Raw genomic sequence first — 25,218 nt, 5'->3', positions numbered from 1 at the left:
GTGAACGTACTGCATGGAGGCCGGGCAGCGCGCCTGCGGGGGCGGGCCGCCCGGAGGCCCGAGCAGCCCGCCCCAGCCGGCTCCCGCGTCAGCGCCGGGCATATTCGCGGAAACCGCGCCCCGTCTTGCGGCCGAGGCAGCCCGCGGCCACCAGGTGTTCCAGGAGCGGGGCGGGCGCCAGGCCCGGGTCGCGGAACTCGTTGTGGAGCACCTTCTCGATGGCCAGCGAGACATCGAGCCCGACCACGTCCAGCAGCTCGAACGGGCCCATCGGGTAGCCGCCGCCCAGCTTCATCGCGGCGTCGATGTCGTCCAGGGACGCGTAGTGCTCCTCGACCATCTTGACGGCGTTGTTGAGGTACGGGAACAGCAGCGCGTTCACGATGAAGCCGGCCCGGTCCCCGCAGTCCACCGGGTGCTTGCGGACCGTGTGGCACACCTCGTGGACCGTGGCGTGCACATCGTCGGCGGTGAGCACCGTACGCACGACCTCGACCAGCTTCATCGCGGGTGCCGGGTTGAAGAAGTGCATCCCGACGACGTCCTCGGGCCGCCCGGTGGCCCGGGCGATCGCGACGACCGGCAGCGAGGAGGTCGTCGTGGCCAGCACCGCGCCCGGCCGGCACACCTTGTCCAGCGTGGCGAACAGCTCCTGCTTGACCAGCAGGTCCTCGGCGACCGCCTCCACCGCCAGGTCCACCTCCGCGAAGGCGTCCAGCGAGGCCGCCGCGGTGATCCGGCCCAGCGCCTCGTCGCGAGCCTGCCCGCTCAGCCGCCCCTTGGCCACCGACCGGTCCAGCGACGCGGCGATCCGGGCCTTGGCGAGGTCCGCCTTCTCCTGGCCGCGCGCGGCGAGCACCACCGCGTAACCCGCCTTGGCGAAGACCTCCGCGATCCCCGAGGCCATCGTCCCGGAGCCCGCGACGCCCACCGACCGCACGGTGCGCCCGGCGGCTTCCTCGCCGCGCGGCGCCGGCGTCAGGGCGTCCGGCACCACGGTCTGGCCGCCCGGCTCGGCGTAGGTGTAGAAGCCGCGCCCCGCCTTGCGGCCGGTGAGACCGGCGGAGGCGAGCTGGCCCAGGATGGGCGCGGGGGCGTGCAGGCGGTCGTGCGAGGAGGAGTACATCGCCTCCAGGACCGTGCGGGCCGTGTCGATGCCGATCAGGTCCAGCAGCGCCAGCGGACCCATCGGCAGGCCGCAGCCCAGCTTCATCGCGGCGTCGATGTCCTCGCGGGTGGCGTAGTTCGCCTCGTACATCGCGGCGGCCTGGTTGAGGTAGCCGAACAGCAGGCCGTCCGCGACGAACCCGGGCCGGTCACCGATGGCCACCGGCTCCTTGCCCAGCAGCCGGGCCAGCTCGGTGACCGCTGCCACGGCGGGCGGGGCCGTCAGCACCGAGGAGACCACCTCGATCAGCTTCATGGCCGGCGCCGGGTTGAAGAAGTGCAGGCCGAGCACCCGCTCCGGACGCTGCGACTCGGCAGCGAGACGGGTGACCGACAGGGCGTTGGTGCCGGTCGCGAGGATCGTGGCGGGGGAGACGATCGCGTCGAGCTCCCGGAAGACCTGCTGCTTGATCTCGTACGACTCCGGCACGACTTCGATGACCAGCTCCGCGTCGGCGGCCGCCTGGAGGTCGGAGAACGTACGGAAGCGGGCGAGCGCGTCGCGCCGCTCCTCCTCGGTGATCCGCCCGCGCCGCACGGCGCGGGCGGTGGACGCCTCCAGCGAGGCGACGGCCCGGCGGGCGGCGGCCTCGTCGGTGTCGATGCCGACGACCTCGCGGCCGGAACGGGCCAGGACCTCGGCGATTCCGGTGCCCATCGTGCCGAGGCCGACGACGGCAATGGTGGAGAGAGGGATGTCCATCACGGGACTCCAGGGATGAGTGACGACTGAGAGGACGCACGGGGCGCGCGCGGCGCACGGCGTGCGGGAGGTGCCTGTCGTGGTGTTCGACCACCGGGCGTGATCCACGCACGGGACCGGAAAGGAGCGACGGACCCTGCCCCGGGGCCACGTCTCGTACAGCTGCCGAACCGACAACACTCCGGACGGCTGCGTCACCAGGCCGTCGGAGCGACGGGAGCATGTCCCGCTCAACTGAGCTTAACCAGTGAGTAACGAGCGCGCCAGCCCCGGCCGGTTGTGGCCCGCGCCACATTCCCGGGGCCCGCCGGCACCCACCGTGTCCGCCGTTACGCTGACCGTCATGGACGACGAGGAGTTCCGGTCGCTCGCGCACCGGCTGGCCGGCGAGGCGGGGGAGTCGGCGGCCTACCGCGCCCTGCTCGCCACCGAGGACGACGAGGAACTGGCCCGGGTGCTGGTCGAGCACGAACGGCCGCTGTGGGCGCGCGAGATCGCCGCGTTCCGGCTGGGCTGCGCCGGTGACCGCCGCGCCTTCGAACCCCTGGTCCTCCTCCTCAACCACCGCGACCCCGACCGCTGCGTCAGCGCCGCCCACGCCCTGGCCCGCCTGGCCGACCCCCGCACCCCGCGCGCCGCCGCCGCCCTCGCCACCAACTCCCTGCGCACCGCCTACGCCCTCCACCCGGTCCGCCTGCTCACCACGCTCCGCGCCCCGGAGTCGGTACCCGCCCTGATCGAGACCCTGTCCGGCCTGCTGGCCCCGGACGAACCGCACTGGCGCGTCGCGCTGGCCTGCGTGGAGGGCCTGGGGTCCCTCGGGGACGCCCGCGCCCGCCCGGTCCTGGAGGCGGCGCTGCCCCGGCCCCGGCTGGCGGAGGCGGCGCGGGAGGCGCTGGGCCGCCTGCCGGGCGGATGAGCGGAGGGGCGCACGCGGTCGTTCCGCGTGCGCCCCTCGGTGCCCGGCTTCAGCGCCGGAACCCCAGCAGCCCGTGCAGCACGCTGCCCCGGTCCGCGTCCGGACGCATCGCCGGGCGGGCCGACTTGGCGGTCTCCGGCTCCGGGTCGGGTGTCTTCGCGCAGACCGCGTCCACGTCGCCCCGGCCGGCTCGGGGCACGGTGCCGTTCGCCAGGTAGTCCGTCAGGTAGCGGTCCAGGCAGGCGTTGCCGCTCAGGGTGATCCCGTGGTTGCCACCGCCCTGTTCGACCACCAGGCGGGAGCCGCGCAGCTTGCGGTGCAGGGTGACGCCGCCCTCGTACGGGGTGGCCGCGTCGTCCGTCGCCTGGAACAGCAGCACCGGGGGCAGGGCGTGGTTGGACACCCGCACCGGGTTCAGCGGCTCCACCGGCCAGTCGGCGCACGGCGCGTTGTACCAGGTGTTGCCCCAGGCCATGAACGGCGCCTTCGCGTGCACCCGCCAGGTGTCGCTGCGCCAGGTGTTCCAGTCGCGCGGCCAGGAGGCGTCCCGGCACTGCACGGCCGTGTAGACGGAGTACCCGTTGTCGCCCTCCGCGTCCACCGCGCCGAACCGTTCGAACGCCGCGACGAGCGGCTTCTCGTCCTTGTCGTTGACGTACGCGGCGAACGCCTCGGCCAGCTGCGGCCAGTAGCCGTTGTAGTAGCCGCCCGGCAGGAAGGTGTCGTCCAGTTCGCCCGCGCCGACCTTCTCGCCCGCCGGACGCTTCTTCACCGCGTCCCGCATCCGGTACCAGGCGGCCTCGACCTCCGCCGGGTCGCCGCCCAGGTGGTAGGTGGCGTCGTACTTCGCGACCCAGGCGGCGAACGCCTTGTGCCGGGTGTCGAACGCGTAGTCCTGGGTGAGGTTGTCCTCGTACCAGACGCCCTCGGGGTCCACGTTCGAGTCGAGGACCAGGCGCCGGACGCGTTCCGGGAAGAGCTTGGCGTACACCGCGCCGAGGTAGGTGCCGTAGGAGTAGCCGAAGTAGTTGAGCCGCCGCGCCCCGGTCGCGCGCCGGATCACGTCCAGGTCCTTGGCCGCGCTGACCGTGTCCATGTACGGGAGCAGGTCCGGGTACTTCTCGCCGCAGGCCGCCGCGAAGTCACGGGCCCGGTTGCGGTTGACCCGCTCGCCGCCGAGGGACTGCGGCACGGGGTCGGGCCTGACCGGGTCGAAGTATCCGGGCAGGCAGTCCAGGGCGGGGCGGCTCCTCCCGACGCCGCGCGGGTCGAAGCCGATCACGTCGTACTGCGAGGCGACCGCCTTCGGCAGCGAGGCGGCGACGAAGGCGGCCATCGAAAGACCGCTGCCGCCGGGCCCGCCCGGATTCACCAGCAGCGGGCCCTGGAAGGTCTTCGAGGTGTGCGGCACGCGCGTCAGGGCCAGGGTGACCTGGCGGCCCGCCGGGTCGTCGTGGTCGAGCGGGGAGCGTACCGTCGCGCACTGGAGCGTCGGGGAGGACTTCGTACCGCAGTCCTTCCAGGCGAGCGGTGCGGCACGCGGGGTCGCGGTGTCCGCCGTGGCCGGCGCGGCGGTCACCAGACCGGCGACCGTCGCCCCGACGGCGAGCAGCAGTACGGAACGGTTCGTCATATGGCCTCCCGGGATGGGGGAACACGGCTGCGCGGGACGCAGCCCCCGCCGCATGTTCCCCGCAATCGGCACCGGAAGGACCCGTTGTGCTGAGAGATGACCCGTTTGCGCATCCGTGCGGGGCCGGCCCGCTCAGAGCAGGGTGAGCTGGGTGGGCTCCGAGCCGTCGAGCGGTGCCCGCGGCTCGCGCCGGGGGAGGCGGCGGGCGGTCCCGCGGTGCGAGGGCCCGATCCCGTACTCGGCCGCCAGCTCGTGCACGTACCGGGTGATGCGCCGCTGGTACCAGGTCGGTGCGTAGGCGCCGTCCGCGTACAGCCGCTCGTAACGCCGTACGAGATGCGGGTGGTGGTGGCCCAGCCACTCCATGAACCACTCCCGGGCGCCGGGGCGCAGATGCAGGACGAGCGGGGTCACCGAGGTCGCGCCGGCGGCGGCGATCGCGCGGACGGTGGCCCGCAGCTGCTCGGGGCTGTCGCCGAGGTGCGGGATGACCGGTGCCATCAGCACCCCGCAGCCGATGCCCACCTCGCTCAGCCTCCGTACGACGTCGAGCCGGCGCTCCGGCGAGGGCGTGCCGGGCTCCACCGTCCGCCAGAGCTCGGGGTCCGTGAACCCGACCGAGACCGAGACGCCGACCTCGGTGACCTCGGCGGCCTGCCGCAGCAGCTCCAGGTCGCGCAGGATCAGCGTGCCCTTCGTCAGGATCGAGAACGGGTTCGCGTGGTCGCGCAGGGCGCTCAGGATGCCGGGCATCAGCCGGTAGCGGCCCTCCGCCCGCTGGTAGCAGTCGACGTTGGTGCCCATCGCGAGGTGCGCGCCGTGCCAGCGCGGCGAGGCGATCTCGCGGCGGACCAGCTCCGGGGCGTTGACCTTGACGACGATCTGCGAGTCGAAGCCGAGCCCGGTGTCCAGGTCGAGATAGCTGTGGGTCTTGCGGGCGAAGCAGTAGACGCAGGCGTGCGTGCAGCCCCGGTACGGGTTGACGGTCCATTCGAACGGCATCCGGGAGGCGCCGGGCACCCGGTTCACGATCGAGCGGGCCCGGACCTCGTGGAAGGTGATGCCCCGGAATTCCGGGGTGTCGAAGGTGCGGGTGGTCACCGCGTCGGCGGCGAAGAGCGCACCCGTACCGCTCGGGGGGTGGTTGGCGTTGTCTTCAGCCAGATTGTCCCAGCGCATGGACGCCTCCTCGGTAGTTCTGGACCGAGAATAGAACACTTGTTCCCATGATCGTTTTTTCCCCTTCGTCCCGGACCGGATTTTGAGCCGGACACCCGAGGTGATTGGCTCAGCACACCCCGAAGAACCGAGTGCTGGAGGAACAGGCATGGCGCAGGTCGAAGCCACGACGGAGCGGATCATCGCGGCGGACGCGGAGGCGGTGTTCGACGCGCTGGCCGACTACAAGGACGTCCGCGGCAAGGTGCTCCCCGCCCACTACAGCGAGTACGAGGTGCGTGAGGGCGGCGACGGCGAGGGCACCCTCGTCCACTGGAAGCTCCAGGCCACCAGTAAGCGGGTGCGCGACTGCCTCCTGGAGGTCAGCGAGCCGACCGAAGGCCAGCTCGTAGAGAAGGACCGCAACTCCTCGATGGTCACCACCTGGACCGTCGTCCCCGCCGGCGAGGGCACGTCCAAGGCCGTCGTCGCGACCGTGTGGAACGGCGCCGGCGGCATCGGCGGCTTCTTCGAGAAGACCTTCGCGCCCAAGGGCCTCGCCCGCATCTACGACGAGCTGCTGGCCAACCTCGCCGCCGAGGTGGAGAACTGACCCCGCGTCGGCACCGCCCCCCTCACCGGTTCGGGTGGTCTTTGCGGCAGGGCGGTTGTGCGCCGTAGTGCCTCCGACCGGGGGTTACGCCCCCTGAGTGCGCCGCCGGCGCCCCCCGTCGCGTTTGCCCTCACTTATCGCGCGATGCGAGAAATGTGCGGCAGCGCGACGAGGGGAGCGGCACGTGGTGGGTGGCATCACACTGTTGGAGGACGAGCCGGGCGGCCCGGGGGACGCCGAGGCGGCGCCCGCGTCCGCCCCGCCCCCGCCGCCCCCCGCCCCGGCGGAGACCGCCGCCGGCGACACGTCCGACGGCTTCGCGACGGACCCCCGCCGCATCCGGCTGGTCTTCGTCGGGCTGATGCTCACGCTCCTGCTCGCGGCGCTCGACCAGATGATCGTCGCCACCGCGCTCCCGAAGATCGTCGGCGAGCTGCACGGCCTGGAGAAGATGTCCTGGGCGGTCACCGCCTATCTGCTCGCCTCGACCATCGGTCTCCCGATCTACGGCAAGCTGGGCGACCTCTTCGGGCGCAAGAGCGTCTTCCAGTTCGCCATCATCGTCTTCGTCGTCGGCTCCGCGCTGGCCGGCTGGTCCCGCACGATGGACCAGCTCATCGCCTTCCGGGCACTCCAGGGCATCGGTGGCGGCGGACTGATGATCGGTGTGCAGGCGATCATCGCGGACGTGGTCCCGCCCCGTGAGCGCGGCCGGTTCATGGGCCTCATCGGCGCCGCCTTCGGCCTCGCCTCGGTGGCCGGACCGCTGCTCGGCGGCTTCTTCACGGACCACGCCTCCTGGCGCTGGTGCTTCTACATCAACGTGCCGTTCGGCCTGATCACCCTCGCCGTGATCACCGTCGTCCTCAAACTCCCCAGGCCCACCGTCCGCCCCCGGCTCGACGTCCTCGGCGCCGCCCTCCTCGCCGCCGCCTCCACCTGTCTGGTGCTGCTGACCAGCTGGGGCGGCACGGAGTACGCCTGGGGCTCGGGCACCATCCTGGGACTGGGCGCCGGAGCTGCCGGAACGACTCTGCTGTTCCTCCTCGTGGAGCGCCGCGCCGCCGAACCCGTCATCCCGCTCCGGCTGTTCCGCGACTCGATCTTCAACGTGACCGCCCTGGTCGGCGCGGTCGTCGGGGTGGCGCTGTTCGGTGCGGCCAGCTATCTGCCCACCTTCCTCCAGATGGTCGACGGGGCCACCGCCACCGAGTCCGGGCTGCTGATGCTCCCCATGATGGGCGGCATCGTCGGCGCCTCGGTGATCTCGGGCCAGCTCATCTCCCGCACCGGGCGCTACCGCGTCTATCCGATCGCGGGCAGCGCGGTCTCGGCGGTGGGCATGTGGCTGCTGTCCCGGCTGGAGACCGACACCCCGCGCCTCGAATACAGCATCGCGCAGGCCGTCCTCGGCCTCGGGATCGGGCTGATCATGCCGGTCCTGGTCCTCGCCGTGCAGAACTCCGTGCGCCCCGCCGACCTGGGCACCGCCACCAGCGCCAACAACTACTTCCGGCAGATCGGCGGCAGCGTCGGCGCCGCCGTCTTCGGCACCCTGTTCGCCGGGCGGCTCACCGACGCGCTCGCCGTCCGGCTGCCCTCCGGGGCGGACCTCCCCGACCCGGAGTCGATCAGCCCGCAGCTGGTCCACGCGATGGAGCCCGCACTGCGGGACGCGTACATCCAGGCGTACGCCGACGCGATGCCCCGGATCTTCCTCTACCTCGTGCCGGTCCTCGTGCTCGGCCTGTTCTTCGCCTTCTTCCTCAAGGAGAAACCGCTGGTGTCCCACAGCCCCGAAACCACCGCAGGACCCGAAGCCACCACCGAATACACCCCGATCCCCTCCGCCCGCACCGACCCGGCCGCCCCGTCCGCCGGCTACCTCTCCGGCGTCCCCGTCTCGGGCACCGTCCAGCACTCCGACGGTACGAAGGTGCCGCGCGCCGCCCTCACCCTCATCGACGTCCAGGGCCAGCAGGTCGGCCGGGGTGCCAGCGGAGACGAGGGGCGGTACGCCCTCAGCGTGCCGGGCGCCGGTTCGTACGTCCTGATCGCCGCCGCCGGAGGCCACCAGCCGCAGGCCGTCAGCGTCACCGTCGGCGAACGCCCGGTCGAGCTGGACGTGGTGCTCGGCGGCGCCGGCCGGCTCGCGGGCACCGTCGTCACGGCGGACGGCGTCCCCGTGCGGGACGCGGCCGTCACGCTCACCGACGTGCGCGGCGAGGTCGTCGCCTCCACGCGCAGCGGACGCGAGGGCGGCTACGTGATCACGGAGCTGGTCGCCGGCGAGTACACCCTCGCCGCCTCCGCCCCGGCCTTCCGGCCCGCCGCCCTGCCGGTCAGCGTGCAGGCGGCCCGCGAGACCCGGCAGGACATCGAGCTGGCCGGCGGCGCCGTGCTGCGCGGGATCGTCCGGGCCACCGCCGGGCGGCCCGTCGAGGACGCCCGGGTCACGCTCCTGGACGCGGCGGGCAACGTCGTGGACACCGTGACCACGGGCCCGGACGGGGCGTTCCGCTTCGTGGACCTGTCCACCGGCGAGTACACCGTGATCGCGGCCGGCTACCCGCCCGTCGCCACGGTCCTCCAGGTCGCGGGCGGCGGACGCACCGAGCGCGACCTCCAGCTGGGGCACGAGGACTGAACTCCCCCGGCAGGGCCGGGCCGGTGCGCCCCGGAGCGCGCGGGGCGCACCACCCCCGTGGGGGATTCCGCCGATGACCCGCGGACGCCGGTCGCAGCCCCGTACCGTGGAGTCACGCGCCGCGGAATGCCGCGGTGAGGAAGGAGCCTTCCCCTCATGGACCTCGGTGTGCCGCCGCAGAGGACACCACAGCCGGGTGACGGCACGGCGGGCCGCGTGCCGCTCGCCGTGGCCGTGGTCGACGCGGAGGGGCTCGTCTCGCACTGGTCGTCCGGGGCGCGCAGGCTCTTCGGCATCCCGCGCGAGGACGCGGTCGGCTCTCCCGCGGGTGAACTCCTGCCCGTTTCCGGTGTGCTGGGACCGGACGGCGTTCCCGCGCGGTACGACGAGGGCCCCGCGCTCGACAGCTCGCTCAGCGGGGAGTTCCCCTACCCCGCTTCGGGCCGGGCCCGTCTCGACGAGCCCGGGCACGGCCGGATCGACGTGCTGTGGTGGGCCTACCCGCTCGCCGGCCCCGGACCGGCCCGGCTGCTGGTGCTCGCCGCCGACTGCGCGCACCTGCGCGAAGCCGAGGACGGCGAGGACCGCCCGGCCCGTACGGTCTCGCCCGCCTTCGCCCTGCACACCGACTTCCCCGGCCACCCCGAGCTGTCCGCCCGGCTGCCCGAGATCCTGCCGAACATGAGCGTCCACGAGGCGACCGGGATCGTCACCCAGGTGCTCGAACTGGGTTACCCGGTTCTGGAGTTCAGCCACCACGAGCGCATCCCCGTCACCCCGGACTGGGGCGTGCCCAAGCGCGCCGGAGGGGCGTCGGCGCCGGCGGACGGGTATGGCGAGGAGGCGGTGGCGGCCCCGCCGCGCGCCGTGCCCCGGCCCGAGCTGGACCTCGAATACGCGGCGGTCCGCGAACGGCTGGAGTTCCTCAACGAGGTGAGCGGCCGGATCGGCACCTCGCTCGACCTGGAACGCACCATCCGCGAGGTCACCAGCGCCGCCGTCCCCCGCTTCACCGACTTCGCCGGTACGCATCTGCGCGCGGCCGTCCTCGCCGGTGAGGGCTTCCCCGACGGACCGCCCGACGTGACCACCATCTGGCACCGCGTGTGGGTCGAGCACAACGACGAACCGGGCCGCTGGGACGACACCGTGCCCGTCGGCGAGGCCATCGCCTTTCCCGAGCACACCCCGTTCTTCCAGTGCATGGTCACCGGCGAGCCCGTCATCGTGCCCCATGTGAGCGAGGAGCTGAGCAACCGGATCTCCGGCGAGTTCGAGAAACGCGACCTCCGCCCCCTGATCACGCACCGCTCGCTGCTCATCGTGCCGCTCAAGGCCCGTGACGTGGTGCTCGGCTTCATGGTCCTGATGCGCCGCCCCGGCCGCGAGCCCTTCGACGACATGGACCGCACCACCGGCGCCGAACTCGCCGCGCGCGCCGGGCTCGTCCTGGACAACGCCCGCATGTACACGTACCAGGAGAACGTCGCGGAGACGCTTCAGGACAGCATGCTGCCCAAGGTCGAGCCCCGGATGGCCGGTTGCGACATCGCGACCCGCTATCTGCCGGGCACCCGGCTCGGGCGGATCGGCGGCGACTGGTTCGACTCGGTGAAGCTCCCCGGCTCGCGCACCGCGCTGGTGGTCGGCGACGTCATGGGCCACGGGCTCAACTCGGCGGCCATGATGGGCCAGCTGCGGACCGCCGTGCTGACCATGGCCACCATGGAGATGGAGCCCGCACAGCTCCTGCGCAACCTCGACGACCTGGCCCAGCGCCTCGGCGAGCAGTACCTCGCGACCTGCCTGTACGCGGTCTACGACCCGATCGCGGGCGAGCTCCAGATCGCCAACGCCGGCCACATCCCGCCCGTGCTGGTCCGCGCCGAGGACGGCCGGGCCGAACTGCTCGACCTGCCGACCGGGGCGCCCATCGGCGTCGGCGGGGTCGCCTTCGAGACCGCCACCGTGCGGGTCCGCCCCGGCGACCGGCTCGTCCTGTGCACCGACGGGCTGGTCGAGGTCCGCGGCCAGGACATCGGGGCGGGGCTCGCCGCGCTCAGCGCCTCCGCCGCCCACCCCGCCGCTTCGATGGACGACGCCTGCGACACGATCATCCGCGCCCTGAACACCGACGGTGGGCGCAAGGACGACGTCGCCCTGCTGATGGCCCGGCTCAACGGCATCGCGGACGAGGACGTCGCCGAGTGGCAGCTCGCCCTCGACCCCCGCGAGGTGTCCCGGGCGCGCCGCCTCGTGCGCGGCCAACTGCTCGACTGGGAACTGCCCGACGCGGTGGAGGCGGCCGAGCTGATGGTCAGCGAGCTGGTCACCAACGCCTTCAAGCACGGCCGCACCCACCACATCGGGCTCCGGCTGGTCCGCACCGACGCGCTGCTGTGCGAGGTCAGCGACGACGAGCCGGCCCCCGCCTCGCTCCTCGGCGTCACCGACAGCGACGAGTTCGGCCGGGGCCTCATGGTGGTGAGCAGCCTCGCCAAGGAGTGGGGCACCAGCGGCACGGCTCGCGGCAAGACCGTCTGGTTCGAACTGGCCCTGTCCCGGGTGCCCCGGCCCCGGTCCAACCGCCGTCCCTGACAGAGAGGTTGCGTCCGCACCCTTGCCCCCGGGCGCCTCGGGGCAGTAGTCCCTGGCTGAGCGATATGAGCCTGCACCACGGGACTTGGGAGTACGCATGGGTGTGTCACAGCAGTACCGCGCGGCGTGGGAAGGATATTGGGCGGCCACGTCGGACGAGCCGGGCGAGGCCATCTGGGACTCCGGGCCGGACCTGAGCGCCGTGCCGCACAGCCGGCTGCTCCTGCCCCACGCCGACGCCACGCTGCCCGTCGTGGACCTCGGCTGCGGCAGCGGCACGCAGACCCGCTACCTCGCCACCCTCTTCCCCCGCGCGATCGGCGTGGACCTCTCCCACGCGGCGATCGAACACGCCCGGAAGGCGGACCCGGAGGAGACCGCGGCGTACGAACGGCTCGACCTCACCGACGCCGGGGCCGTGCGCGCCCTGCACGAGCGCATCGGGGACACCAACGTGTACATGCGGGCGGTGATCCACCAGAGCGACCCCGAGGCCCGCCCGGCCGTCGCCGCCGCCGTCGCCACGCTCCTCGGCGCGCGCGGCCGGGCCTTCGTCACCGAGCTGACCCCCGCCTCCAAGGACGTCCTGCACCGCGCGGCGCAGGGCCCGGGCGGGCCGGGCCCGAAGCTGCGCCGGGTCTTCGAGCACGGGCTGAAACCGGCGAGCGCCACCGACGAGGAGGTCCCGGAGCTGCTGGCGGCGGCCGGGCTGACCGTCCTGGACAGCGGCGACACCGTCCTGCCGCAGACCGAGAACCTCCCCGACGGCACCCGGATCGACCTGCCGGCGAGGTGGTTCGTACTGGCCACCGGCTGACCCGGGCGGCCGGGGACGCGTACGGCCCCGGGCCTCAGCTCCCCGGCTCGTCCCGGAGCAGCGCCATCAGGGCCCGCGCCCCCGGGCTGAGCGCCCGCGCCTCGGGGAGCACCACGGCACTCTCGTAGTACGCCTCGCCGGCGCCCCCGGGCCGCACCGCGACGAGTCCGCGCGCCTCGGGCTTGCGGGAGAAGTGGTGCGGCACGAGCGCGATGCCCAGCTGCTCGTGCACCAGCTCCAGCAGGCTGTGTACGTCGGTCACCTCCAGGGCCACCGTGCGCCGCACCCCGGCCGCCGTGAACGCCGCGTCGGCCGCGCGGCGCGGACCGAAGTCCGGGTGGAAGTCGATGAACGGCTCACCCGCCAGCTCCGCCCAGTCCGCCCGGTCCGCCGCCGCCAGCCGGTGGCCCGGCGCGCAGAGCAGCACCATGGGCTCCCGGGCCAGCGGGACCAGCTCCCCGCGCCAGCCCGCCGGGTCCACCGTCGCGGCGAACGCGATGTCGAGCCGGCCGCCCGCCACCCCGTCCACCAGCCGCGCCGTGCCCTCCTGACGCAGCCGGATCTCCATGTGCGGGTGGGCGCGGTGGAAGGCGGCGAGCAGCCGGGGCAGCCGCAGCCCGGCCACGCACTGCTCCACGCCCACCGACAGGGTCCCGCGCAGCAGCCCCCGCACCGCGTCGACGGCCTCCTTCGCGGCCCGCACGCCGGCCAGGGTGCGCTCCGCCTCCACCAGCAGGGCGCGCCCCGCCTCGGTCAGCCGTACGCTGCGCGTGGTGCGGCTGAACAGCGGCGTCCGCAGCTCCTGCTCCAGCGCCCGGACGGAGGCGGAAAGACCGGACTGCGAGACGGCGACCCGCTCCGCCGCGCGGGTGAAATGCCGTTCCTCGGCAACGGCCACGAAATGTTCCAGCTGGCGCAACTCCATGATTGAGAACTCTAGGCCCTGAATCCAAGCGGAATCTCCTGTTGGACTACTGGATCGAAGTGAGCGAGCCTGGACGGGCGCCCGACCCCCGTCCGGGCGAAGCCGAACCGGAACGTCTCTCCCGTGGAGTCCCGCATGTACATCCCGTCCGCCGACCGCTACGCGAACATGCCCTACCGGCGCACCGGGCGCAGCGGCCTGAAGCTGCCCGCCCTCTCGCTCGGCCTGTGGCACAACTTCGGCGGGGACCGGACGCCGCAGACCCAGGGCGAGATCCTGCGCCGGGCCTTCGACCTCGGCATCACCCACTTCGACCTGGCCAACAACTACGGCCCGCCGCCCGGCTCCGCCGAGACCGCGATGGGCAAGGCGCTCGCCACGGACTTCGCCGCCCACCGGGACGAGATCATCGTCTCCACCAAGGCCGGCTACCTGATGTGGGACGGCCCGTACGGCGAGTGGGGCTCCCGCAAGAACCTGCTGGCCTCGCTGGACCAGAGCCTCACCCGGCTCGGCCTGGACTACGTCGACATCTTCTACTCGCACCGGCCGGACCCGGAGACCCCGCTCGAAGAGACCATGGGCGCGCTCGACGCGGCGGTGCGCCAGGGCAAGGCGCTCTACGTCGGCGTCTCCAACTACTCACCCGAGCAGACCCGCGAGGCCGCCCGCATCCTGAAGGAGCTCGGCACCCCGCTCCTCATCCACCAGCCCCGCTACTCGATGCTGGACCGCCGGCCCGAGGACGGGCTGCTCACCGCTCTGGACGAGCTGGGCGTCGGCTCCATCGCGTACTCACCGCTGGAACAGGGCATCCTCTCCGACCGCTACCTCGACGGCATCCCGGAGGGCTCCCGCGCCGCCGGCAGCAGCCCCTTCCTGTCGGCCGAGGCGGTCACCCCGGACCTGGTGTCCCGGCTGCGTGAACTCGACGAACTCGCCGCCGCGCGCGGCCAGTCGCTCGCCCAGCTGGCCCTGGCCTGGGTGCTGCGCGGCGGGCGCGTCACCTCCGCCGTGGTCGGCGCGAGCAGCGTCGCGCAGCTGGAGAGCAACGTCGAGACGGTCCGGAACCTGGACTTCACCGACAAGGAACTCGCCCGGATCGAGAAGCTGCTGAAGGGTGCCAAGCGCGGCTGACGGCCTGGGCCCTGTCGCCACATTCCCGTCTGCCGGGCGACGCCATGCACGCACTCTCGCCGCACCGGCCCCAGACCCCAGTACATCCAGTACAGGGGCCTGGGGCCGGCACGCCGAGAGCACCCGCCTGACGCCGCCCGGCCCGCCCTCCGGGCGGACGACGGGAATGTGACGACAGGGCCCGCCCCCGACGGCCCGCACCGGCCGCCGGGGGCGTCATTGGATTGGACCTGTGGCGTGCTCGGCACCCCTGGCCTGGGCGTTCATCGGCGCGTACCGTGTGGCCGCATGAAGATCCTCGTCAGCGCCGACATGGAAGGCGCCACCGGCGTGACCTGGCCGGCCGACGTGCTGCCCGGCACGCCGCAGTGGGAGCGGTGCCGCTCCCTGTTCACCTCCGACGTCAACGCCGCCGCCCTCGGCTTCTACGACGGGGGAGCGGACGAGGTGCTGATCAACGAGGCCCACTGGACCATGCGCAACCTGCTCCTGGAGAGACTGGACGACCGCGTCCAGATGCTCACCGGCAAGCACAAGTCGCTCAGCATGGTCGAGGGCATCCAGCACGGCGACGTCGACGCGGTCGCCTTCGTCGGCTACCACACCGGGGCCGGTACGGAGGGCGTCCTCGCCCACACCTACCTGGCCAACTCCATCACCGGGGTCTGGCTGAACGGCGTCCGGGCCAGCGAGGGCCTGCTCAACGCGCATGTCGCCGCCGAGTACGGCGTCCCCGTCGTCCTCGTCACCGGCGACGACCTGACCTGTGCGGACGCCGACGGGTACGCCCCCGACGCGGCGAAGGTGGCCGTCAAGGACTACGTGTCGCGGTACGCCGCCGTCTGCCGCACCCCCGCCCGTACCGCCGCCGACATCCGCGCCGCCGCCGCCCGGGCCGTCCCCCTGGCCGGGCGGTACACACCGGTCGAGGGCGGCCCGTTCACCGTGGAGCTGGAATTCGACGCCGAGCACCTGGCCGCGGCGGCCACCGTCGTACCCGGTGTGGCGCCGAGCGGCGAGAGGCGGGTCTCCTACACCAGCGCGACGATGTACGAAGGTATCCGCACGTTCAAGGCGGTGACGACGATCGTCTCGTCCGCCGTGGAGGAGCAGTATGGCTGAGGCGACCGCCCCCCAGGACTCCGTCGACGCCCTGGCGCTCGACGAATCGGTGACGTTCACCTCCGAACTGATCCGCATCGACACCACCAACCGGGGCGACGGCGACTGCCGCGAACGCCCCGCCGCCGAGTACGTCGCCGAGCGCCTGGCCGCCACCGGCCTGGAACCCGCGCTCCTGGAACGCACCCCCGGCCGCACCAACGTGGTCGCCCGCATTCCCGGCACCGACCCGTCCGCCCCCGCCCTCCTGGTCCACGGACACCTCGACGTGGTGCCGGCCGAGGCCGCCGACTGGACCGTGCACCCCTTCTCCGGCGAGGTCCGCGACGGAACCGTGTGGGGCCGCGGCGCCATCGACATGAAGAACATGGACGCGATGGTCCTGGCCGTCGTCCGGTTCTGGGCCCGGGCCGGCATCCGCCCGCGCCGCGACATCGTCATCGCGTACACCGCCGACGAGGAGGCCAGCGCCGCCGACGGGGCAGGTTTCCTCGCCGACCGGCACGCCGCCCTCTTCGACGGGTGCACGGAGGGCATCAGCGAGTCCGGCGCCTTCACCTTCCACGCCGGGCCGAACATGCCGCTGTACCCCATCGGCGCAGGCGAACGCGGCACCGGCTGGCTGAAGCTCACCGCCCACGGCAAGGCCGGCCACGGCTCCAAGGTCAACCGGGCCAACGCCGTCACCGCGCTCGCCGCCGCCGTCACCCGCATCGGCGAGCACGAGTGGCCGGTCCGGCTCACCCCGACGGTCCGCGCCGCGCTGACCGAACTCGCCGCACTCCACGGCATCCACCCGGACCTCGACGCCCCCGGCTTCGACGTGGACGAACTCCTCGGCAAGATCGGCCCGGCCGCGGCCCTCGTCGCCCCGACCGTCCGCAACAGCTCCAACCCGACGATGCTGGACGCCGGTTACAAGGTCAACGTCATCCCCGGCCACGCCACCGCCCACATCGACGGCCGGACCGTCCCCGGCGGCGACGAGGAGTTCCACGCCACCCTGGACCGGCTCACCGGGCCCTGTGTCGACTGGGAGTTCGCCCACCGCGAGGTCGCCCTCCAGGCCCCCGTCGACTCACCCACGTACGGCAGACTCCGGGCCGCCGTCGAGCGGTTCGACCCGGACGGGCACGTCGTGCCCTACTGCATGTCCGGTGGCACCGACGCCAAGCAGTTCTCCCGGCTCGGCATCACCGGCTACGGCTTCTCGCCGCTGAAGCTGCCCGTCGGCTTCGATTACCAGGCCCTCTTCCACGGCGTGGACGAACGCGTCCCCGTCGACGCGCTGCACTTCGGCGTCCGGGTCCTGGACCACTACCTGCGCACCGCCTGAACCACTCGGGGGAGACCGACCCATGCCCACCGCACAGCCCCACGGCAGCTGGCCCTCACCGATCGATGCCGCACTGGCCGCCTCCCACGACGGACGGCCCGAGTACACCGGCGCGGTCGGCGACGAGCTGTGGTGGACCGAACCGCGTCCCGCCGAAGCAGGCCGGCGCGCCCTGGTCCGCCGCACCGCCGACGGCACCACCACCGGACTGCCCGCCCCCTGGGACGTCCGCAGCCGAGTCATCGAGTACGGCGGACAGCCCTGGGCCGGCACCGAACGGGCGGAGGGCGGCCCGCTGGTCGTCTTCGTCCACTTCGCCGACCAGCGGCTGTACGCCTACGAGCCCGACGGCGACCGCGCACCGTGGCCGCTCACCCCGGTCTCCGCCGTCGGCGGCGGACTGCGCTGGGCCGACCCGCGCATCCACCCCGGCCGGGGCGCGGCCGGCGAGGTGTGGTGCGTCCTGGAGGAGTTCACCGGCGAGGCACCCACCGCGCTGCGCCGGGTCCTCGCCGCCGTGCCCCTCGACGGATCGGCGGCCGACGACCGGTCCGCCGTACGCGAGCTCAGCGACGGCCGGCACCGCTTCGTCACCGGCCCCGAGGTGTCGCCCGACGGGCGGCGCGCCGCCTGGATCGGCTGGGACCACCCGCGCATGCCCTGGGACGGCACCGAAGTGCTGGTCGCGGACATCGGCGACGACGGCACCTTCCGAGGCGCCCGGGCCGTCGCCGGCGGCCCCGAGGAATCCGTGCCCCAGGTCCAGTGGACCGCCGACGGGCGGCTGCTCCTGGCGAGCGACCGCAGCGGCTGGTGGAACCTGTGCCGGCTCGACCCGGACACCGGCGACACCACGGAACTCTGCCCGCGCGAGGAGGAGTTCGCCGGGCCGCTGTGGAAGATCGGGCTGGTCTGGTTCCGCCCCCTGGAGAACGGCCTGATCGCCGTCCTGCACGGCAAGGGCACCACCACCCTCGGCATACTCGACCCGGAGACCTGCGAACTGGTCGACATCGCCGGCCCGTGGACCGAGTGGGTACCGACGCTCACCGTGCGCGGCTCCCGTGTCACCGGCGTCGCCGCGAGCCCGCACAGCGGCTACGAGATCGTGGAGCTGGACACCGCCACCGGCCACACCCGGGTCATCGGCACCCCGCACGAGGACGCGGTCGACCCCGCGTACTACCCGGAACCCGTCCTGCGCACCTTCACCGGACCCGGCGGACGCGAGATCCACGCCCAGATCTACCCCCCGCGCAACCCGGAACACACGGGCGCCGAGGGCGAGTTGCCGCCCTACGTGGTGTGGGCCCACGGCGGCCCCACCGGGCACGCGGCGCTCGTCCTGGACTTGGAGATCGCCTACTTCACCTCACGTGGCATCGGTGTCGCCGAGGTCAACTACGGGGGCTCCGCCGGATACGGCCGCGCGTACCGCAACCGGCTGCGCGAGCAGTGGGGCGTCGTGGACGTCGAGGACTGCGCCGCCGTCGCCGGGACGCTGGCCGCCGAGGGCACCGCCGACCCGGACCGGCTCGCCGTCCGGGGCGGCAGCGCCGGGGGCTGGACCAGCGCCGCCTCGCTGACCGGCACCGACGTCTACGCCTGCGGCACCATCATCTACCCGATCCTGGACCTCGCCGGCTGGGGCACCGACGAGACCCACGACTTCGAGTCCCAGTACCTGGAGTCGCTGGTCGGCCCGCTGGCCGAGGTCCCCGAGCGCTACCGGGAACGCTCCCCGGTCGGCCGCACCGACCGGCTCACCGTGCCGTTCCTGCTGCTCCAGGGCGAGGACGACCCCATCTGCCCGCCCGTGCAGTGCGAGCGCTTCCTCGCCGCCGTCGAGGGGCGCGGCATCCCGCACGCCTACCGCACCTACCCGGGCGAGGGGCACGGCTTCCGCCGCGCCGGCACGATGATCGACGCGCTGGAGTCGGAACTCTCCTTGTACGCCCAGGTGTTCGGCTTCGACCGGGCCGATGTGGCCACCCTGGAGCTGAAGCGGTGACCCTCACTCCGCTGACCCGCCCCGCCCGGCTGCGCCCCGGGGCCCGGGTCGCCGTCGTCTCACCGAGCGGACCCGTCCCCGCCGACCGGCTGGAACCCGGCCTGGACATCCTGCGCGGCTGGGGCCTCGACGTCGTGCCGATGCCCCATGTGCTGGACGTCCACCGCGACGTGGACTACCTCGCCGGTACGGACGAGGACCGGGCCCGGGACCTCCAGGACGCCTGGTGCGACCCGGCCGTGGACGCGGTGATCTGCGCGCGCGGCGGGTACGGGGCGCACCGCATGGTGGACCTGGTGGACTGGGCGGCGGTGCGCGCGGCCGGGCCCAAGGTGTTCGCCGGCTACAGCGACGTCACCGTGCTCCACGAGGCGTTCGCGCTGCGGGCCGGGTTCGCCACCCTGCACGGGCCGATGGCGGGGACCGAGACCTTCCTCAAGGACCCCCGCACCCAGGAGTCCCTGCGGGCCACGCTCTTCGAGCCCGACACCCAGCTGACCCTGGGGCTGGAGGAGGCGCGGGCGCTGGTGCCGGGCCGGGCGCGCGGCATCACCTACGGCGGCTGCGTGAGCCTGCTCGCCGCGGACCTGGGCACCCCGCACGCGCGCCGTCCGGCCCGGGGCGGGCTGCTCGTCATCGAGGACACCACCGAGGACCCGTACAGCCTGGACCGCATCCTCACCCAGCTGCTGCGGTCCGGGGCGCTCGACGGGGTCGCCGGGGTGGCCTGCGGGTCCTGGGCGGGATGCGGTCCGTACGAGCGGGTGCGGGCCGTGCTCGCGGACCGGCTGGGTGGGCTCGGCGTCCCGGTCGTGGAGGAGTTGGGCTTCGGGCACGGGCCCACCGGGCTCACCGTCCCGCTCGGGGTGCCGGCCGTGCTGGACGCCCCGGCGGACGGCGGTCCGGCCACCCTCACGGTCGAGGTGCCCGCCCTGCTCTGACCTGCCGACGGCCCCGCCCCGTCACCCGAACGGCCGAACATCTCCGCCTTCGGGGACGGGCCGGAGCCATCCTGGAGCCCCGGGCGACGGCCGTACCAGGGCCGGGAAAGGGGCTGCTCATGAGCCCGAAGGACGTGTCGAGCAGCGGGAAGAGCGGCAGCGGGGCCTTCACCCCGGGCCGCGTCCTGGTCCTCGTGATCGCGGTCCTGTCGATCGTGTTCATCGCCGAGAACACCAAGGACGTCGAGGTCCGCCTCATCGTCCCGCTGGTGACGGCGCCGCTCTACGTATGGCTGGTCGTGATGTTCCTGGCGGGCATGGCGTGCGGCGCCTATGTCTTCCGCAGGCGGTCCAAGTAGAAGAGCGGCTACGGCCGTGCGGGCAGGGTGCACAGGCCCTGCCCGCACGGCCGTTCTACGCTGGGGCGATGTCCGACACCCGCCATCTCGCTGAGGGGCCGCGCACGGCGATCCGCCCCTTCACCCCGGGCGACGCCGACGAGTTCACCGCCCGGGCCCGCGAGAGCACCGCCCTGCACCGGCCGTGGCTGTTCCCGCCGACCACGCCCGAGACGTACGCCGCCTACGCGGGCGCGCTCATCGACGACCCGACGAGGGCCGGATTCCTCGTGTGCGAGCGGGCCCCGGCGGGCGGGGCCGGGGCGATCGCCGGGTTCATCAACATCAACAACATCGTCGCCGGAGCCTTCCGCTGCGGAGCCCTCGGCTACGGCGCCTTCGCCCACGCGGCCGGGCGCGGTCTCATGGGCGAAGGGCTGGACCTCGTCCTGGACCACGCCTTCGGGCCGCTCGCCCTGCACCGCCTGGAGGCCAACATCCAGCCGGACAACGAGGGGTCGATCGCGCTCGTACGCAGGGCGGGCTTCCGGCTCGAAGGCCATTCACCGGACTTCCTGTACATCGACGGCGCCTGGCGCGACCACGAACGCTGGGCGATCACCGCCGAGATGCGCTGACCCCTCGGCGCCCGCTACTTGACCAGCCGGCGGGCCGCGTCCGCGATGTGGTCGCGGGAGATCCCCGCCGCGTCGAGCAGCTCCGCCGTGGTGCCGGACCCCGGCAGGTCGCTGCCCGCGAGATGGGCGAACGCGGGGTGGCTGCCGGACGCCGCCAGCGCCGAGAGCACCGCCTCGCCGATACCGCCTTCCGGGTGGTGGTCCTCCACGACGACCATGGCCCCCGTCTCCCGGGCCGCGCGGTCCAGGGCCTCGGCGTCGAGCGGCTTGACGGAGTAGAGGTCGATGACCCGGGCCCGTACGCCGTCCTCCGCCAGCCGGTCGGCGGCGGCCAGGCACTCGTGCAGCGTGACCCCGGCGCTGACCAGGGTGACCTGGTCGTCGTCGCCGTGGCGCAGCGTCTTGGAGCCGCCCACGGGGAACGTCTCCTCGCTTCCGTACAGCACGGGATAGGCGCCGCGCGTGGTGCGCAGGTACGAGATCCCGTCGAGGTCCGCCATCGCCGCGGTCAGGGCCGCCGCCGAGGTCGCGTCACTCGGGTAGAGCACGGTCGAGCCGCGCACCGCACGCATCATCGCCAGGTCCTCGACCCCCATCTGGGAGGGCCCGTCCGCGCCGATCTCCACCCCGCTGTGCGTCCCGCAGAGTGCCATCGTGATGTCCGAGACGGCCGCCATGCGGATGAAGTCGTGCGCCCGGGTGAGGAACGCCGCGAACGTCGTCGCGTACGGGCGGAAGCCGCGCACGGCCATACCGACGGCCTCGGCGACCATCTGCTGCTCCGCGATGTACGTCTGGAAGAAGCGGTCCGGGTACGCCTTCTTGAAGTCCTCCGAGTGCGTGGAGTTGCCGACCTCGGCGTCCAGGGCGACGACCTCGGGCCGCGCCCCGAGCGCCACCAGTGCCTTGCCGAAGGCGACCCGGGTGGCGACCTCGTCGCCCTTCTCGAAGCGCGGCAGCTCCACGGCCCCGCCTTTGCCCTTCGCGGCGGGCGCGCCCTTCGGCGGCCGGGGGCCCGCCACCCGCAGGTCGCGGACGCCGCCCAGCTCCCCGACCGCGCGCTCGGCCAGGTCCTCGGGCAGCGGCTTGCCGTGCCAGCCCTCCTTGTCCGCGACCTCGCTCACCCCGCGCCCCTTGACGGTCTTCGCGACGATCACGGTGGGGGCGCTGCCGTCCGCCGCCGTCCTCAGCGCCTTGTCGACCTCGGCCAGGTCGTGGCCGTCGACCACGAGGGCCCGGCAGCCGAACGCCTCCACGCGGCGCGCGTAGGTGTCGGTGTCCCACTCCAGCTCGGTGGGGCCGGACTGGCCGAGGCGGTTGACGTCGATGATCGCGGTGAAGTTGCCCAGCTCGTGCTGGCCGGCCTTGTCCAGGGCCTCCCAGACGGACCCCTCGGCCATCTCGCTGTCCCCGCACAGCACCCACACCCGGTACGGCTGCTTCTCCAGGTCCCGCCCGGCGAGCGCGATGCCCACACCGTACGCGATGCCCTGGCCCAGCGAGCCGGTCGCCACGTCCACCCACGGCAGCTCGGGCGTGGGGTGGCCCTGGAGCCGGTGGCCGAAGCGGCGGTACGTCGTCATCAGCTCCTCGTCGGTGACGGCCCCGGCGGCCTTGAACATGGCGTAGAGGAGCGGCGAGGCGTGGCCCTTGGAGAAGACCAGGTGGTCGCCGGCCGGATTCTCGGGCGCGTCCCAGTCGTACCGCAGATGCCGGGTCATGAGGACCGCCATCAGATCGGCCGCCGACAGGCTGGACGTGGGGTGCCCGGACCCCGCCGAGGTGCTGGCGCGCACCGAGTCCACCCGCAGCTGCTGGGCGAGCTCGAACACCTCGGTGAGATCGCTGTCGGGGCCGAGCGTGCTGGTCTGTTCGCTGGTCATGGGCCGGACCTTTCGCGTGAGGGCGGGACGACGGAACGGGTTCCCGAATCCGCGCGGTCCATCACCTTCCGGGGGCAGGTTGCCCTCCATCGGCCGCCCGGCCCGGCGTCACCGCCGCTTGTAGTTGATCTTCATCGTGTCCATGTCCGTCGCCGTGGACCGCAGCTCCCCGTGCCCGTACCCCGCCTCGCGCAGCGTCGTCCGCGCCCGGTCCTCGGCGATCACGCCGGCCATCTCCTCGCCGTCCTCGGCGTCCGAGACGACCACGTAGCGGAAGCTGAAGTGCTTGAGGACCCGGTCGTAGGTGAGCGACCCCTCCTCGGTGAACTGCATCGCGGCGAGACCGTGCTCCTCGACCTCGGCCAGCAGCCGCTCGCGCGCCGCGTCCGTCAGATCCTGGAACGTGCCGCGCACGATCACCCGGTAGGTGTGCTGCGTACTCATCTGTCGCGCTGTCCCTCTCGCCTGCCGTGTCCGGTGTCCGCAGCGAGCGTACGGGGGCCGGGAGCGGGACGGAAACGGAATTGCGGGCGCCGACCGGGCCGGCTCCGGCCGGTAAGACACCCCTTGTCCGGGCGGCGACCGGCGTGTTGCATGGTCATCGGGGGCGCCCGGACCTGTGGCGGCCCGCGCGAGGGAGCGAGGTTGCCTTGGCCACCACCGTACGACGTGCCGTCCTGACCCTGCCCGCGGCGGCGACCGGGCCGGAGAACCCGCTGCCCGCACTGCGGCCACTGGACGAGACCCACGTCATCGACGACCGGGACCGGGCCGGGCTCCCGCGCGACATGGCCCGTCAGCTCGGCCACGCGCCCCTGGCCACCGTCCTGCCCGTCCGCCTCCTCGACGGGTACGGGCGCGAGCGCACCCCCACGGACCTCGACGCGATCGTCATCGAGAACGACCACCTGCGCGTCACCGTGCTGCCCGGCCTCGGCGGCCGCGTCCACTCCCTCGTCCACAAGCCGTCCGGCCGCGACCTCGTCTACGCCAACCCGGTCCTCCAGCCCGCCGACTTCGCGCTCAACGGCGCCTGGTTCTCCGGCGGCATCGAGTGGAACATCGGCGCCACCGGACACACGACGCTCTCCTGCGCCCCGGTGCACGCGGCGCTCGTCCCGGCGCCCGACGGCGGCGAGATGGTCCGGCTCTGGGAGTGGGAGCGGCTGCGCGACCTGCCGTTCCAGGTGGACCTGTGGCTCCCCGCCGACTCCGCGTTCCTGCACGTCGGCGTGCGGATACGGAACCCGCACGAGCAGCCCGCCCCCGTCTACTGGTGGTCCAACACCGCCGTTCCCGAGGACCCGGGCACCCGGGTCATCGCCCCGGCCGACGAGGCGTGGCACTTCGGGTACGAGCGCGCCCTGACCCGAATCCCGGTCCCGGAGAGCGGCGGCACCGACCGCACCTACCCGCTGCGCGGTGAGTACCCCGCCGACTACTTCTACGAGGTGCCCGACGGCACCCGCCGCTGGATCGCCGCCCTGGACGAGCGGGGCCGCGGACTCGTCCAGACCTCCACCGATCTGCTCCGGGGCCGCAAACTGTTCCTCTGGGGCAGCGGGCGCGGCGGGCGGCGCTGGCAGGAATGGCTCACCGAGCCCGGCACCGGCGGCTACGCGGAGATCCAGGCCGGACTGGCCCGCACCCAGCTCGAACACGTCCCGCTGGAACCGGGCGGCGAGTTCAGCTGGCTGGAGTCGTACGGGCCACTGGCCGCCGACCCGGCCGTCGTGCACGGCGACGACTGGGCGGCGGCCCGCGCCGAGACCGAGCGGCGGCTCGCGGACGCCCTGCCGCGCGCCGACGTGGACGCCGCGTACACCGCCTGGCGCGCCCACGCCGACACCGAACCGGGCGAACGCCTCGCCACCGGGTCCGGCTGGGGCGCCCTGGAGGTGCGGCGCGGCCGGTACGAGCTGCCCGGCACACCGTTCACCGCGGACACGCTGGGGGAGGAGCAGGCCCCCTGGCTCGAACTGCTGGACCAGGGCGCGTTCTCCGGCCCCGAGGGAACGGTCCCCGGGCCCACCCTGGTCTCCTGGCACTGGCGGGACATGCTGGAGACCGCCCCCGCCGAACCCCGCACCGAATACCACCTCGGCATCGCGCAGTGGCACGCCGACGACCGCGCCCAGGCCGTCCGGAGCTGGGAACGCGGTCTGGCCGCGGCCGCCTCCCGCTGGCCCCTGCTGCGCTGCCTGGCCGTCGCCGCCCTGGTGAGCGGTCAGCGCGAACTGGCCGCCGAGTACTACGCGGAGGCGTTCGACGGGCTCCGCGCGGAGCGCCGCGACGGCGACGAGGCGTGGACCGCGGCCACCGCCGCGCTGGGCCGGGAGGCCATCGAGGCGCTGCTCACGGCGGGGCGCGCCGAGGCCGCCCGCACGGTGTGGACGGGGCTGCCCCCGGAGGTCCGGGCGCGCGGCCGGTTCCGGCTGCTGGAAGCCCGGTTGCTCATCGACGAGGGCCGGCCCGACGCCGCGAAGGCCGTGTTCGACGCGGGCTTCGAGGTGGCCGACCTGCGCGAGGGCGCTGAGATCCTTGAGGAGGTGTGGCACCGGCTCACGGACGAACCGCTGCCCCACGCGTACGACTACCGGATGCGCCCGCGGGCCTGACAGGAACGAGTACC

General features: G+C 73.4%; 19 protein-coding genes. 13 read left to right on the top strand and 6 right to left on the bottom strand.

What is annotated here, in order from left to right:
* Positions 1 to 88 precede the first annotated feature (88 nt).
* A complete protein-coding gene (locus ACFUJY_RS28310) occupies positions 89 to 1,870 on the bottom strand; it encodes a 3-hydroxyacyl-CoA dehydrogenase family protein (RefSeq protein WP_383304875.1) in 1,782 nt (593 codons plus the stop codon).
* Positions 1,871 to 2,213: 343 nt separating this feature from the next.
* On the opposite strand from ACFUJY_RS28310, the gene ACFUJY_RS28305 reads away from it, so the two are divergent.
* Positions 2,214 to 2,789 (top strand): adenylosuccinate lyase, encoded by a 576-nt coding sequence (locus ACFUJY_RS28305; RefSeq protein ID WP_383304873.1) that lies wholly within the window; start codon positions 2,214 to 2,216, stop codon positions 2,787 to 2,789.
* Positions 2,790 to 2,838: 49 nt separating this feature from the next.
* Here the strand turns inward: ACFUJY_RS28305 and ACFUJY_RS28300 are convergent, their stop codons facing one another.
* A complete protein-coding gene (locus ACFUJY_RS28300; RefSeq protein ID WP_383304871.1) occupies positions 2,839 to 4,422 on the bottom strand; it encodes an alpha/beta hydrolase in 1,584 nt (527 codons plus the stop codon).
* Between the two features lie 132 nt (positions 4,423 to 4,554).
* Positions 4,555 to 5,601: an Rv2578c family radical SAM protein gene (locus ACFUJY_RS28295; RefSeq protein WP_383304869.1), complete on the bottom strand. Its 1,047-nt coding sequence runs from the start codon at positions 5,599 to 5,601 to the stop codon at positions 4,555 to 4,557.
* Between the two features lie 148 nt (positions 5,602 to 5,749).
* Here ACFUJY_RS28295 and ACFUJY_RS28290 point away from each other — a divergent pair, with 148 nt between their 5' ends.
* The 4 genes from ACFUJY_RS28290 to ACFUJY_RS28275 all read left to right on the top strand — a co-directional run bounded on the left by ACFUJY_RS28290 (position 5,750) and on the right by ACFUJY_RS28275 (position 12,255).
* Entirely contained in the window at positions 5,750 to 6,193 is a 444-nt protein-coding gene (locus tag ACFUJY_RS28290; RefSeq protein ID WP_383304867.1) for an SRPBCC family protein, read from the top strand.
* 184 nt (positions 6,194 to 6,377) lie between these two features.
* Complete coding sequence (locus ACFUJY_RS28285) at positions 6,378 to 8,840, top strand: MFS transporter (RefSeq protein ID WP_383304866.1); 2,463 nt, start codon at positions 6,378 to 6,380, stop codon at positions 8,838 to 8,840.
* Positions 8,841 to 8,996: 156 nt separating this feature from the next.
* Entirely contained in the window at positions 8,997 to 11,438 is a 2,442-nt protein-coding gene (locus ACFUJY_RS28280) for a SpoIIE family protein phosphatase (RefSeq protein ID WP_383304864.1), read from the top strand.
* A gap of 97 nt (positions 11,439 to 11,535) precedes the next feature.
* Positions 11,536 to 12,255, top strand: a complete 720-nt coding sequence (locus ACFUJY_RS28275) for a class I SAM-dependent methyltransferase (RefSeq protein ID WP_383304862.1) — start codon at positions 11,536 to 11,538, stop codon at positions 12,253 to 12,255.
* A 34-nt stretch (positions 12,256 to 12,289) separates the two neighbouring features.
* Here ACFUJY_RS28275 and ACFUJY_RS28270 read toward each other — a convergent pair whose 3' ends face one another.
* Entirely contained in the window at positions 12,290 to 13,180 is an 891-nt protein-coding gene (locus tag ACFUJY_RS28270; protein ID WP_383304860.1) for a LysR family transcriptional regulator, read from the bottom strand.
* A 135-nt stretch (positions 13,181 to 13,315) separates the two neighbouring features.
* Between ACFUJY_RS28270 and ACFUJY_RS28265 the strand changes: the two genes are divergently transcribed.
* The 7 genes from ACFUJY_RS28265 (at position 13,316) to ACFUJY_RS28235 (ending at position 20,703) form a co-directional block, all read left to right on the top strand.
* Complete coding sequence (locus ACFUJY_RS28265; protein ID WP_383304859.1) at positions 13,316 to 14,317, top strand: aldo/keto reductase; 1,002 nt, start codon at positions 13,316 to 13,318, stop codon at positions 14,315 to 14,317.
* Between the two features lie 288 nt (positions 14,318 to 14,605).
* Positions 14,606 to 15,439 (top strand): M55 family metallopeptidase, encoded by an 834-nt coding sequence (locus ACFUJY_RS28260; protein WP_383304857.1) that lies wholly within the window; start codon positions 14,606 to 14,608, stop codon positions 15,437 to 15,439.
* On the top strand, positions 15,432 to 16,775 hold the full coding sequence (locus tag ACFUJY_RS28255) for a M20/M25/M40 family metallo-hydrolase (protein WP_383304855.1): 1,344 nt from the start codon (positions 15,432 to 15,434) through the stop codon (positions 16,773 to 16,775). The genes ACFUJY_RS28260 and ACFUJY_RS28255 overlap by 8 nt, the downstream gene beginning before the upstream one ends.
* Before the next feature lie 22 nt (positions 16,776 to 16,797).
* Positions 16,798 to 18,786 (top strand): prolyl oligopeptidase family serine peptidase, encoded by a 1,989-nt coding sequence (locus ACFUJY_RS28250; RefSeq protein WP_383304854.1) that lies wholly within the window; start codon positions 16,798 to 16,800, stop codon positions 18,784 to 18,786.
* Positions 18,783 to 19,727, top strand: coding sequence for an LD-carboxypeptidase (locus ACFUJY_RS28245; protein ID WP_383304852.1), 945 nt, complete (start codon positions 18,783 to 18,785; stop codon positions 19,725 to 19,727). The genes ACFUJY_RS28250 and ACFUJY_RS28245 overlap by 4 nt, the downstream gene beginning before the upstream one ends.
* A 119-nt stretch (positions 19,728 to 19,846) precedes the next feature.
* Entirely contained in the window at positions 19,847 to 20,086 is a 240-nt protein-coding gene (locus tag ACFUJY_RS28240) for a DUF1049 domain-containing protein (RefSeq protein ID WP_383304850.1), read from the top strand.
* A gap of 68 nt (positions 20,087 to 20,154) precedes the next feature.
* Positions 20,155 to 20,703 (top strand): GNAT family N-acetyltransferase, encoded by a 549-nt coding sequence (locus ACFUJY_RS28235; RefSeq protein ID WP_383304848.1) that lies wholly within the window; start codon positions 20,155 to 20,157, stop codon positions 20,701 to 20,703.
* 14 nt (positions 20,704 to 20,717) lie between these two features.
* On the opposite strand, the gene ACFUJY_RS28230 is transcribed toward ACFUJY_RS28235, so the two are convergent.
* Positions 20,718 to 22,586: a transketolase gene (locus tag ACFUJY_RS28230; protein ID WP_383304846.1), complete on the bottom strand. Its 1,869-nt coding sequence runs from the start codon at positions 22,584 to 22,586 to the stop codon at positions 20,718 to 20,720.
* 108 nt (positions 22,587 to 22,694) lie between these two features.
* Positions 22,695 to 23,030, bottom strand: a complete 336-nt coding sequence (locus ACFUJY_RS28225) for a DUF6204 family protein (RefSeq protein ID WP_383304844.1) — start codon at positions 23,028 to 23,030, stop codon at positions 22,695 to 22,697.
* Positions 23,031 to 23,236: 206 nt separating this feature from the next.
* Between ACFUJY_RS28225 and ACFUJY_RS28220 the strand changes: the two genes are divergently transcribed.
* On the top strand, positions 23,237 to 25,204 hold the full coding sequence (locus ACFUJY_RS28220) for a DUF5107 domain-containing protein (RefSeq protein WP_383304842.1): 1,968 nt from the start codon (positions 23,237 to 23,239) through the stop codon (positions 25,202 to 25,204).
* Positions 25,205 to 25,218 lie beyond the last annotated feature (14 nt).

The organism is Streptomyces sp. NPDC057249, assembly GCF_042669245.1.
Taxonomy (GTDB): domain Bacteria; phylum Actinomycetota; class Actinomycetes; order Streptomycetales; family Streptomycetaceae; genus Streptomyces.
This window is presented reverse-complemented; position numbering and strand designations above follow the sequence as displayed.

Excerpts from the sequence above, each read along its gene's own strand:
- ACFUJY_RS28250 (WP_383304854.1), top strand. The coding sequence starts at position 16,798 with ATGCCCACCGCACAGCCCCACGGCAGCTGGCCCTCACCGATCGATGCC.
- ACFUJY_RS28280 (WP_383304864.1), top strand. The coding sequence starts at position 8,997 with ATGGACCTCGGTGTGCCGCCGCAGAGGACACCACAGCCGGGTGACGGC.
- ACFUJY_RS28230 (WP_383304846.1), bottom strand. The coding sequence starts at position 22,586 with ATGACCAGCGAACAGACCAGCACGCTCGGCCCCGACAGCGATCTCACC.
- ACFUJY_RS28300 (WP_383304871.1), bottom strand. The coding sequence starts at position 4,422 with ATGACGAACCGTTCCGTACTGCTGCTCGCCGTCGGGGCGACGGTCGCC.
- ACFUJY_RS28255 (WP_383304855.1), top strand. The coding sequence starts at position 15,432 with ATGGCTGAGGCGACCGCCCCCCAGGACTCCGTCGACGCCCTGGCGCTC.
- ACFUJY_RS28270 (WP_383304860.1), bottom strand. The coding sequence starts at position 13,180 with ATGGAGTTGCGCCAGCTGGAACATTTCGTGGCCGTTGCCGAGGAACGG.
- ACFUJY_RS28225 (WP_383304844.1), bottom strand. The coding sequence starts at position 23,030 with ATGAGTACGCAGCACACCTACCGGGTGATCGTGCGCGGCACGTTCCAG.
- ACFUJY_RS28260 (WP_383304857.1), top strand. The coding sequence starts at position 14,606 with ATGAAGATCCTCGTCAGCGCCGACATGGAAGGCGCCACCGGCGTGACC.
- ACFUJY_RS28295 (WP_383304869.1), bottom strand. The coding sequence starts at position 5,601 with ATGCGCTGGGACAATCTGGCTGAAGACAACGCCAACCACCCCCCGAGC.
- ACFUJY_RS28305 (WP_383304873.1), top strand. The coding sequence starts at position 2,214 with ATGGACGACGAGGAGTTCCGGTCGCTCGCGCACCGGCTGGCCGGCGAG.
- ACFUJY_RS28310 (WP_383304875.1), bottom strand. The coding sequence starts at position 1,870 with ATGGACATCCCTCTCTCCACCATTGCCGTCGTCGGCCTCGGCACGATG.
- ACFUJY_RS28235 (WP_383304848.1), top strand. The coding sequence starts at position 20,155 with ATGTCCGACACCCGCCATCTCGCTGAGGGGCCGCGCACGGCGATCCGC.
- ACFUJY_RS28265 (WP_383304859.1), top strand. The coding sequence starts at position 13,316 with ATGTACATCCCGTCCGCCGACCGCTACGCGAACATGCCCTACCGGCGC.
- ACFUJY_RS28290 (WP_383304867.1), top strand. The coding sequence starts at position 5,750 with ATGGCGCAGGTCGAAGCCACGACGGAGCGGATCATCGCGGCGGACGCG.
- ACFUJY_RS28240 (WP_383304850.1), top strand. The coding sequence starts at position 19,847 with ATGAGCCCGAAGGACGTGTCGAGCAGCGGGAAGAGCGGCAGCGGGGCC.
- ACFUJY_RS28275 (WP_383304862.1), top strand. The coding sequence starts at position 11,536 with ATGGGTGTGTCACAGCAGTACCGCGCGGCGTGGGAAGGATATTGGGCG.